This is a genomic window from Ileibacterium valens (assembly GCF_001945525.1).
GTDB lineage: Bacteria > Bacillota_I > Bacilli_A > Erysipelotrichales > Erysipelotrichaceae > Ileibacterium > Ileibacterium valens.
The window spans coordinates 1-11,234 of record NZ_MPJW01000224.1; the positions used below are offsets into that span (position 1 = coordinate 1).

8 protein-coding genes are annotated in these 11,234 nt (G+C 40.9%); 1 reads left to right on the forward strand and 7 read right to left on the reverse strand.

The annotated features are described in order from the left end of the window. The 7 genes from tnpA to BO222_RS11150 all read right to left on the reverse strand — a co-directional run. Window positions 1–288, reverse strand: a 288-nt coding sequence (tnpA, locus tag BO222_RS11115; protein WP_198931970.1) for an IS66 family insertion sequence element accessory protein TnpA, incomplete at its 3' end; no start/stop codon positions are given. 281 nt (window positions 289–569) lie between these two features. Next, window positions 570–1,118: a ribosome recycling factor gene (frr, locus tag BO222_RS11125; protein WP_075820849.1), complete on the reverse strand. Its 549-nt coding sequence runs from the start codon at window positions 1,116–1,118 to the stop codon at window positions 570–572. Between the two features lie 63 nt (window positions 1,119–1,181). After that, window positions 1,182–1,886: a UMP kinase gene (gene pyrH, locus BO222_RS11130; protein WP_075820855.1), complete on the reverse strand. Its 705-nt coding sequence runs from the start codon at window positions 1,884–1,886 to the stop codon at window positions 1,182–1,184. Between the two features lie 655 nt (window positions 1,887–2,541). Further along, the gene (locus BO222_RS11135) at window positions 2,542–4,950 is read right to left on the reverse strand and encodes a hypothetical protein (protein ID WP_143357019.1); all 2,409 of its coding nucleotides are present in this window, start codon (window positions 4,948–4,950) and stop codon (window positions 2,542–2,544) included. A 153-nt stretch (window positions 4,951–5,103) separates the two neighbouring features. Further along, complete coding sequence (locus tag BO222_RS13825) at window positions 5,104–5,244, reverse strand: hypothetical protein (RefSeq protein ID WP_158024605.1); 141 nt, start codon at window positions 5,242–5,244, stop codon at window positions 5,104–5,106. 377 nt (window positions 5,245–5,621) lie between these two features. Continuing rightward, window positions 5,622–7,982, reverse strand: a complete 2,361-nt coding sequence (locus BO222_RS11145) for a YhgE/Pip domain-containing protein (RefSeq protein ID WP_158024606.1) — start codon at window positions 7,980–7,982, stop codon at window positions 5,622–5,624. After that, window positions 7,975–10,281: an efflux RND transporter permease subunit gene (locus BO222_RS11150; RefSeq protein WP_075820853.1), complete on the reverse strand. Its 2,307-nt coding sequence runs from the start codon at window positions 10,279–10,281 to the stop codon at window positions 7,975–7,977. Before BO222_RS11150 ends, BO222_RS11145 begins: the two co-directional genes overlap by 8 nt. Window positions 10,282–10,444: 163 nt before the next feature. Between BO222_RS11150 and BO222_RS11155 the strand changes: the two genes are divergently transcribed. Then, window positions 10,445–11,056, forward strand: coding sequence for a TetR/AcrR family transcriptional regulator (locus tag BO222_RS11155; protein ID WP_075820854.1), 612 nt, complete (start codon window positions 10,445–10,447; stop codon window positions 11,054–11,056). Window positions 11,057–11,234 lie beyond the last annotated feature (178 nt).

Consider the following 11,234-nt stretch of genomic DNA (forward strand, 5'->3'; position numbering starts at 1 on the left):
ACGGATCGTTCGGTCGCTGTCAGTGATTTCAATCACCGGCTTTGGACTCTCGTCTGATCCTTCCAAATCCAGGAAGACCGTCCTGTCAATTTCTACGAATTCAAGAGCCGCTGAAGCAGGCGATACGACGGCAGCTTTTCTGCGCCAGTACTGGAAGGTGGATAAAGCCAGGCCGTTTTGGACGCAGAAGCCAGCCTGAGTCAGACCTGACACCTGATATTGATCAACCAGGTTCATCCACTGTTCCTGATTCAGTTCACGGGATTTGGAAAACAGATAATTATGCATAAAATCCTCCAGTTCTAGTCGAATACAGAATATCGACTGGAACCGGAGGATCTAAGCCCATGCAAATTTCAAAAGGTTACATTTCATTTCGGGCAACCCGTCAAATATAAAGAACTTACCATAAGACCAAAAAGCAAAAAATAAGATGCCCAAAAGAAAAAGACCAGAAATCCTTAATCGCAAAATGAGAATGCCAAAATAAGCACTCATTGCAGTTGGATTTCTGGTCTTTATTTCATTCATTATCAGCCTGCTAAGACAACCGGCTTTCGATGATTGAACTAGATAGTCATCAGGTCTTTTTCTTTAGCGGCAGCCATTTCATCAATTTTTTTGATGTATTTGTCTGTCAGTTTCTGGCAGTCATCAAGCAGACTCTTTTGAACATCTTCAGGAATTTCTTTATCCTTTTTGATGTCTGCATTGGCATCGCGGCGGCAGTTGCGGATATTTACTTTCGCTTCATCTGCATACTTCTTAGCCTCTTTAGCCAGCTGTTTACGGCGATCCTGTGTTAATGGCGGCACATTGATCCGAATGCAGTCAGCTTCAGCCACTGGGGTGACTCCAAGGTTTGCTGCGCTGATTGCATGGTTAATGCCTTTAACCATGGTGCGGTCATACGGTTTAATAACGAGCTGTGTTCCTTCGAGAACGGAGATTTTTGCCATCTGATTAATAGGTGTCATTTCTCCATAATAGTCAACACGTACCCGATCAAGCATGGAAGCGGAGGCTCTCCCAGTACGGATCGTTTTCAGATTGCCATCGAGATTGTCGATGACATCCATCATATTCATCTCAGCTTCTTCGAGATAGATGTTTTCCATGATATTTACTCCTGTTCTTTGGATTATTTTTCTTTTGGAATCTTCGTGTATATGAGCAGTCGATTAACGAGTAATAACGGTTCCGTCCACTTCTCCTCTGACTGCTTTGGCGATATTGCCAGGCTCATTCATATTGAAGACAACCAGATCGATGTCGTTGTCCATACACATTGAAATGGCGGTTGAATCCATTACCTTAAGTTCCTTGTTTAATACATCTAGATAGGTCAGATGATCAAAGCGCTTTGCGTCTTCAAATTTCTTAGGATCCTTATCGTAGACCCCATCTACACCATTTTTAGCCATCAGGATGACATCAGCTCCAATTTCTGAAGCTCTTAAGGCAGCTGTTGTATCCGTTGAGAAATAAGGAGAACCCGTTCCAGCACCAAAAATAACCACTCGGCCTTTTTCAAGATGGCGCAAAGCTCTTCTTAAGATATAAGGTTCAGCCACTTTCTGCATTTCAACTGCAGTCTGTACGCGGGTATCCACGTCTTCAAGTTCCAGTGCATTCTGAACGGCCAATGCATTAATCACCGTTCCGAGCATTCCCATATAATCGGACTGAGCACGATTCATGCCCATTTCTTCCATTTCCCGGCCGCGGATAAAGTTTCCGCCGCCAACGACAATAGCCAGTTCAATTCCAGACTCAGAAATTTCCTTGAGTTCTTTCGCTAATGAAGCCAGGGTCGCAGGATCGAGGTTTTTACCGTCGGAAGAAAGAGCTTCCCCGCTCAATTTAAGCAATACTCTTTTATACATGATTACTTCCTCACATTCTCCATAATTATACAGACTTAAATGTTCGTTTAAAACCGGATTTTTCAAGATCAGTTCTTTGATTAATTTATCCCATTTTTTTACTTTAGTTGGATATCTAAAGTCAATTAGAGCTGATATTTTGCCTGATTCTCCTGTTTTCTTGTTATGACATTTTTAATATTTCTTCTGTTTTTAACTGCATCCACCATCTAAGGATTTTACAATCGTGAAAAATACGAGAAAAAAGAGCCTGATCAGGCTCAGATTATTTTCATGCAATTGAATATTGTAAATTGTGCTTTTGGTTTCTTGTTTGTTTATAGAGATCCTTCTTGATTTTCGACAATTCTTTGATTGTCCAGTTTTTAAGATCCTATCTGCGGTGATAAATGAACTAAATCTGCACAAAGCTTATCTTTTCAACTCAATTTATGTTGCATGATAATTATCTGTATCTAATTCAGACTCTTAAATTTCAATAGAACCTGGTTAATCCGTTTGACTGGTTATGGTCTTTATCTTTGGTATGGTTTCTTTTTCTTCAGGTCTGAATACTCCATATGAGTTTGACTCAGACCTTAAGCCATCAGGATCAACGCTTTTACAATTTTGCCTTAATCCAGGAAGACAGTTACAAACAAATCTTAGAGAAGAATCACCGCAGCTGTCGGTTGTTGTCATCAATCTTATCCTGTATTTTAGCAATCTTGCGGACCTTCCGATCGATGACTTTCTTGTTATGCCGGATCTGAGATTCATGCATAGATTTCATCGAGCTGGCCTGATTTCGTTGGATTTGGTTATTGTGATCTTCAATTTTTCTTTCCTGCTGCGTAATCCGGTCGTTAGCTTTGTCAATCTTTCGCGAAAGTTTGACATTTTTCCTGCGAAGCTTCGCATTCGCATTTTCGTCTTCAGAGATTAGATCAACCACTTCCATGTTATCCATATAAAGTTCTGGATTTTGTTCAGGAGTGCATCGATAAGCCGTTTGTCTGTTTTTCTGAAGTCCCATAACGAGCAGATCAGGATCTTCCCGATCCCAGGAATCCGTCAATAACGATTCGTTTTCAAAGGATTCATCGATTTTTCCATCCGAACTTTTAACCATTGATCCTTGATCTGGATCAATAAAGGAATTGTCATTTCTAAGTTTTAATCCTTCTGAAACGAAATTCTCACTTTCATTTAAATCATCAGAATTCATTTGAACCTGGCTGAAATCTTCCTCTTCATCAAAAAACTTGTCTGGACTTCTGGAATCCTGAAGCATTTTTTCTTTTGCATCCATCTGCTCCTGAACACTTCTTTCATCTGTTCCTAATGCATAGTTGATCTCTTTAGCCGCAGATGAAGTTTGGTTTAATCCTGGTTCTGAGTTTTCGATGGTCTGAGAATAATCGTTGTAATCATCAAGAGCCATCTGGCGCTCATCAAATTCCCCTTCTTCCCGTTCAAGAGCCAGAGCGATGGATTCTCTTTCTGATTCGAACTGACTCAAATGCTGATCATTTGAAATCTGATCTTCCTCATCACGAGCTTCATCTTTTCGATTTATTTCGTTATGGTCTTTTACATCCTGATCGATTGAGATATTGGATTCAAGAAGCTGCAAAGGATCAGCTTCTTCAATGGGAGATACCTGATTCTTTTGGGCATCCTCCATTCCTTTGATATAGGATTGTTCAGTATCAAAATCCTCGGCAAATGCGGCATAAGCCATATTTCTTATTGTCTGATCTTCTTCATCATCCATCTGATCGATCCCATCAAATCCATCCAGATCATTCAGATCCTGGTTTGCCATTCTGGCATCCATTCCATAGATCTTTTCGCTCTTTAAAGCTGCTGATTCTAACGCTGTTTCCGGATCCTGAATTTCTGATCCAAACCAGTCTCCAGTTGCTCTGGATGTAATCTGTCCTGATTCGTCAATCAGACGATCCGAAGCTGATCTGTTTTCTGCCTGGGTCTCTTCTGCTGCAAAGTCTGGTCCAGGAATTTGTTCAATTGAACTTTCCATCAGGTATTCTTCTTCCATTGGATCCTGAGGATTCATCTGATCCTGATCAAACATATCCATCAGATTTGATTCTGAAGTTTTACCTAAAGATTCTGGCTGCTTGGTACTCATGCTTTCTTCTTCGATCAGGGTCATCTGATCTTCTGGAGTCAATTCAAAAGAAGTTTCTCCAACCAGAGATTCCTTTAACACTTCGGATGGCTTTTGTCCGTCCTGTTTAAAATCGGAATCGTTCATCCATGCTGGATTTTCTGAATTGATTCTATTCATATATTCTGGCTTTGTGTCTTCAGACTTTGCCTCTTCAGCTCTTTGAGAAAATTGATCTGAATCAGATGAAAACGAATTAGCTGAATCATAGCCGGACAGATCGAAAGCTGATTTCGAATCATCTGGATGATCTTCTGGTTCACAGGAATACTGACCTGTCCAGGCATCATAGGAGCAGCTACCTTTTGTCCGATTGACGAACCCGCTGGATTCGCTATCTGCAATCTGATTAAAGCGGGGATCATTATATTGATCCTGAGTGCAAAAATCATCATTTGAAACAGATGATGATTCATGAATGTCTTCCGGGATAAATCCATGGCCATCCGCACTTCTTGTATTGGGATATGAATCCCTTAAGGAGGAACCTGCATTGAAAATGCTGCTTTCATCCTGGACTTCTTTTTGCGTATAAATTTCCTGATCAGGGATAGAATTAGGAGAAACCCGGTTTTTTGATTCATTTCTGCTTTGCAATGGCTGTCTTAACGCATCGCATGTTTCATCACTTGCGGTGAGCTGAACTTCTTCTTTTCCAGAGGTTCTGAAAATGCACATGATCTTTCCGTCTTGTGGATCGCAAATCGAAGATTCTGAAGTATAGGCATTTAAAACCCGGTCAATATCTTCTGGATCTGCATCGAATGAAATCATGTTGGGAATCTGTTTTTTCGCGATGAGTACATTCAATTTTCGATCATTATTCATTGCCAAAGTAATTAGAGCACTAAGGACTTCCTGTCCCTGTAAAGATTGAATTTTTATAGTCATATACTGCCTCTCTGTCTGATCGCATCGATCAGCGCATGGGCATGGACCTGTTTCAATCTGCAAAACACGATGAGCTAAAAAGTTGGAAACAGCCTGAAATCTCTGATGAACTCAATTCATGCTCTTTCATTCTGATCATCAGGCTTTGTTGAATTATTTCCATTCTTTTTTAGCCTTATTTCGGTTTTTAACTACTGTTTCAAGCTTTTCCTTTATTCTTTCATTTGTTTTATTCGTTTCATTCAAATCATTCAATATTTTTTCGTCTGTTTCATTGATCTTTTTTAAAGACAAATTCCTGACTCTTCATCTTCAAATCAGAACAAAAATAGAACAGATTCTGTTTTTTTATGGGCCCAGAAAAGAGAGAACTTATTTTTATACTCACTTTTCAAAATAATTATCCAAAACTCGTTTTTTCAAATCCAACCCCCTGACCACCAGGCCCATTAGAAAATTTCATCCTTATCTGATTTTGAATCGCAGTACCTTTCTTATTCATTTGTTTCTGGATCTGAGCCAAAGCAGATTGTTTCTGTTGATTTTAAAAAAGCAAAAAATGAAAAAAGGACAGATAATCAACCGTTCAGTTGATCTCTGTCCTTCAAAATCATATGGTTATGTGCCATAGATTCAAATTCACTATTTGTTTATATTTTTTTGTTGAGAATTTATGAATCCTGTTCTTCTGATTCGACTTTGTAGATATAGCGAACACTTGTTGAAGCGCCTTTAGGAGCTCCGGCAAAGCTTTCAAAGCTTTCGGTATACGTCTTAATTTCCTTAGCGACTTTTTCGAAGCTTTCGAGATCGGCACTGGCCACATCCACTGCATCCTTTAATGGAACAATTCCTTCTGACTTAAACTTTTCTGTTCCCTCATGTAAAGTTTTTGCTCCATCATCCAACTGGCTGACTGCTGAAGAAAGTTCACTCAATCCTACCTGCATGGCACTTAAGGATACAGAAGTATCGTTGAGCTGGGCTGTGCCAGATTTAAGCTGTGCAGCTCCATTTTTCAGATCTTCTGATTTCGCATTCAGCGTGGCAGATCCTTCCTGCAGCTGTTTAATTCCGGCATCGGATTGTTCAAGAAGCTGCTTGCTTGCCGGTTCAAGTTTTTCACTGACAGAAGCATCCAGCGCTTTTGCTCCAGCTGCTGCTTTAGAAATACCCTCTTTGAGTGCAGATACCTGAGGCATCAGACCCTGGAAAATTTCTGAATTCTTTAAGGCATTGATCTGTTCAGAGAACTGAGTTAAAGCGCCTTTGGCCGTATCCAGATCATTCTGTAAAGAAGCCATGGCCGCTTTGGCCTGATCAATTCCCTGCTGCATCTGAGCCAGGTTATTCTGTAAAGCTTCTGCGGCTGCATTGAGATCACCAGGATTAAGCATCGAATACGAAGCAAATTCTGAAGTGATCGATACAGAAGGCATGGATGCTAATGCATTCTGAAGCTGAGCTTTGCTCGCAGCTAAAGATCCATCCGTATCCTTGCCTGCAGCAATGGCTGTATCAATTGAAGCGATAGCATTATTGATTGTTGCTCTTGATGAATCTAAGGAAGCATTCGCAGTGGCAGCCTGTTCTTTTAAGCCGGCAGCGATCTGATTATTCTGTTCTGTTACGGCATTATTTTCAGCAATGGTCTGATTCAGGGAAGTTACGATATTTCCAAGCTGTTCAGAAAATTGTTTTGAAGACTGATCGAGCAGAGTGCTCATCTGTGAGAGTGAACCGCCAAGCGTATCAACCGTCTGCATATCCGAGGCAACCATCTGATCCAGTGAATCAAGCTGAGTCTTATATCCAGCCAGCTGCTTGTCGAGTCCTTCAATGGCTGAAGGATCCATTGAATTCAGTTTTTCTTCAATCTGAGACAGACCAGCTGCCAGTGAAGAAGTTCCCTGTTTAAGCTCAGAATCAGACGTAAAGGCTTCATGCAGCTGCGAAATGCCGTTTGATACCTGATCAAGTGACTGCATTCCTTCATCCAGTTGTGCCACGCCATCGGTATATTGCGTAATTCCATCACGCAGCTTGCCAGAACCATCATCCAGCTGTTTTAAAGCCTGTTTGAGCAGTTCGATCTGATCGGTTGAAGAAGTTAATGGCTCGATTCCTGTCTTTAATTGAGAGGTTCCATCGGCAAGCTGTCCAGCGCCGTTTTCTAACTGGTCAGCAGCATCTGATAGTTCAGAAACCCCATTGGTCAGTTCAGAAATCTGAGAAATTTCCTCGATATCATCGACTTCAAAATCGTCAGTTAAGGCTACATAGATATCCGGTGCTGAATAGTTCTTCACATCCGCTTCAATGATCACATCATCAGCCAGCGAAATTTTGTCGATGATGGACTGCAGCCCTGCTGTCTTTAAGGTATCTTCAAGTCCTGGAACCGCCGTAAACATCATCATTTCCTTATTGCCGTCGTTGATCAGGTTTCCCTGTGAACATTTGACGTCGCTGAAGACTTCATTATCAAAATTCATCAGTCCGCCAGCCAGAAATGCTGGATGAATCGTCACATTTTTACCCTGTACATTGACATTTTTGGATTCATTATTCTTAAAGGAAACAATCGTTTTAAGATGACCAGATTTTCCAGCCAGATCTTTGGCAGAAATCTTTTTTCCATCCAGTTCATATGTAATATCTACTGTCACTGGAAGTTCCTTATCAGTAACGCCCTGATAATAAACATCCTTACCCTCGACACTCCAGGTGTATTCGTCGCCTTTAACGACTGGTTCTTCTTCAGTCTTGACGTTTTCAACCTCTTTTAAATCCAGGTTTTCCTTAATGTTTTTAATTCCATTTTCGTTATGGATCCAGGAAGAAACGAGCGTTTTCTTAATATCGCCATCTTCATTGATGAAGGTATAGACGGTTTCGGTTTTCTCTGTTCCATTTTCTGGATTGGTTTTAGAGTTCTCTTTTTCTTCGGCAAAGACGCTTGCAGGCATGCAGGTAAAGCTTAATGCGGCAGCCAGAAGTCCGGCCGAAAGATTTTGCATGTTTTTATTCATAGATGAGATCTCCTTGAGCAGTTTTGCCTGCATCTGAATATTCTTTCTTATCAAAATGCTTCATAAATCCTGAAATCATTTCTGAACTGAATGAGTTATTTTCATTCTGTCTGTGGACAGGTTCGTATTTGATCGTTGTGATCTTAGCCTGTTCAACTGCTGAAACAGAATCTGTTTCGTTTTTGTTTTCTTCTTTATTTGTTTCTTTGTTTTCTTTATCTCTGCTTTGATCAAGGTTTGATTTTGGCCAGCCTTTTGTGGTTTTTGAAATCAGGCCATTAAACATCAATAACATCGAAGGCAGGATCGTCAGGATCACAACCACGCTGATTAAGGCTCCGCGGCCAAGCAGAATACATAATGACTTGATCATATCCATCTTTGCGACCAGAGAGACACCCGAGCAGGCTGCAAAGAAGCTCAGACCGGAGGTGATAATCGAAGGAGATGTCATTGTGATAGCCATTCGAATCGCATCTTTTGGCTTAAGTCCCTGTTCAAGTTCTTCCTTATAACGGGTAGTCATCAAGATCGCATAGTCAATGCATGCTCCTAACTGAATGGTTCCAATGACAACTCCAGCAATAAACGGAAGAGTTGAACCCGTGAAATAAGGGATACCCATATTCACGAAAATCGCAAGTTCAATACAAAGCACCAGAATGACTGGCAGAATCAGAGATTTAAAGGTGATCGCGATGATGATAAAGATCAGAGCAATACTTACGGTGTTTACCATCTGGAAGTCAATTTTTGTCGTCTGAATCAGATCCTCATCCAAAGCTCCTTCACCTGCAATCAAACCATTTTCATCATAGCGGTGAACGATTTCATACAGATTGCTTAACTGTTTAGTCATATCATCGGTAGCAGCCCGATAGTCTGTATTGACCAGAATCAGTTCCCTGTTTCCAGCCTGAAGAACATCACGAACAGCTTCCGGTTCCATATCCAGTGGAATGGCCGGTCCGACGATGGAGTGATAGGAAAGCACACTGGTTACACCATCTGTATTTTCTAATTCCTTTAACATCTGTTCCTTTTTGGCTGCCGGGATATCCTTGTTCACCATCAGGAAATGAGATGTATTCATATCAAATTTTTCTTTCAGATCGTTAGTTCCGATCGTGCTTGAAAGATCCGCTGGTAATGAAGCAGTCAGATCATAATACTGATTGACATTGTTCTGCGCAAACCAGGCCGGAACAATGAGTAAAGCTAACGCAAGACAGAATGCCTTGTAATGATTGGAAACAAATACAGCTGTTTTTCTTAAAGGACGAATGAGTACGGGGTGCTGCCATTTTTCGATCCATGGATCAAAGAACATTAATAAGGAAGGCAGAATCAGGATGGTTGACATCACAACCAGCAAGACACCCTTGGCCATAACCAGACCGATATCCCGTCCTAATGTCAGCTGCATAACAACTAAAGCCATAAAACCGGCGATGGTTGTGATCGAAGAGCTGGTAATTGAAACCCAGGTCGCATGGATGGCTTTGGCCATCGCTTCTTCCTTGGTTTTCGATTTTGATTTTTCTTCCTGATATCGATGCAGCAGGAAGATGGAGTAGTCCATTGAAACAGCCAGCAGCAAAATCATTGATAACGCATTGGTCAGATAGGAGATTTCTCCAAAGATAATGTTGCTTCCAGCGTTATAAACAATTGGATAGATCATTCCAAGCAGGAAGATAAATGGAGCAAGCCAGGATTTTAATCCAAGCGAAAGCACAATCAGGCAAAGCAATACGGCAACGATTGTGTAGATCGGCGTCTCCTGATTGACAACCGTTCGTGTATCAGCGGTAATCGCGGAGAATCCAGCGATATGAGCATTGTCATCACACAATGCTTCAATCGCATTGACGGCATCCATTGTTTCATCGGATCCGGATGGGTTTGTGAAGGTTACGATAATCATCGTCGATCCATCCTGATAAAGAGTATCCCGAAGAAGGGATGGAAGAGCCTCTGTCGGAACATCTAAGTCCGCAAGATCCGTTCTCCATAATGTTTTGTCGACGCCAGGTATTGCGTCGATCTGTTCTTTTAGAGCCTGAACTTCCTGATCTGGGGTATCGTTTAAGACCACCATGGCGGTTCCTCCCAGATTGAAGTCATCATTGAGTACATCCTGAGCCTTCATGCTGATCTTATCGGCTGGAAGGTAGGAAAGAATATCGTAATTGATTCGGGTATTGAAGTAACCGATTGCTGAAGGGATCAGCAGAAGAGTTGCTATAAGAAGAATCCAATTTCGATATTTGACAATCACTTTTGAAATTTTATCCATACGAGTTGGTTTCATTCCTTTCACGCTCATCACTTTATGCCAAAAATGACCGATGGTCAATTTTATAACCTAATAAATTGATGGTCATGAATAGGTTAATGTCTAATAAATGACTGCCGGTCATTTTTGTGCTTATTTGACTCCCTGATGCTACAATACGGATATGCCAAGCAAAGTTATCCAAAACAAGGAACAGAAAAAAGAAAAACTTCTGGAAGCCGCATTCTTCTTATTTACGCGAAAAGATATTAATGAAGTGTCTATTTCCGAAATTGCCAGGGAAGCTGGTATTGCGAAGGGTACCTTTTATCTATATTTCAAGGATAAATATGATTTAAGGGACTTTTTGATCTTTACTCACTCCAAAAAAATTCTGGAAAAAGCGATTGAAGCTCTGGATCAATCACAGATCCTTTCATTTGAAGACAGTGTGATCTTTATTATTTCTGATATTGAACGACAGCTTCAGCAGCAGCCCCTACTGCTAACTTTTATCAAGTACAATCTGCCCCTGGCGCTGTTTTCAAGTCATCTTTCATCTTCGATCAAGGACGATCGGTATTCCTTAAAACATCTGTTTGTCGAAAGAGCCAATCAGTCAGGTTACCGCTTTGAAAACCCCGAAGCCGTCTTATTCATGATTTTAGAACTGACGACCAGTGTCTTTTATCAGACCATGATTCACCAGATCCCCTGCTCTTTTGCTGAAATCAGACCCAGTTTCTATCAGGCAATACGCGCGATCTTGTCTATAGGTCATCCGGAAAAAGCATAACCAGAGTGATTTCTTCAACGTTTTTCAGTAGTTTCAATGGTTTCAATAGTTTTTGTAAATGTCAATCAGAAAATGTACAAATTGGGTAATTAAAAGATGTACAATTTTGAGCATATTAAAAGAGAGCTGGGGGCGGTGAAACGCAGGTGATGTCGGTAAAATATCGGCCATTAGACAT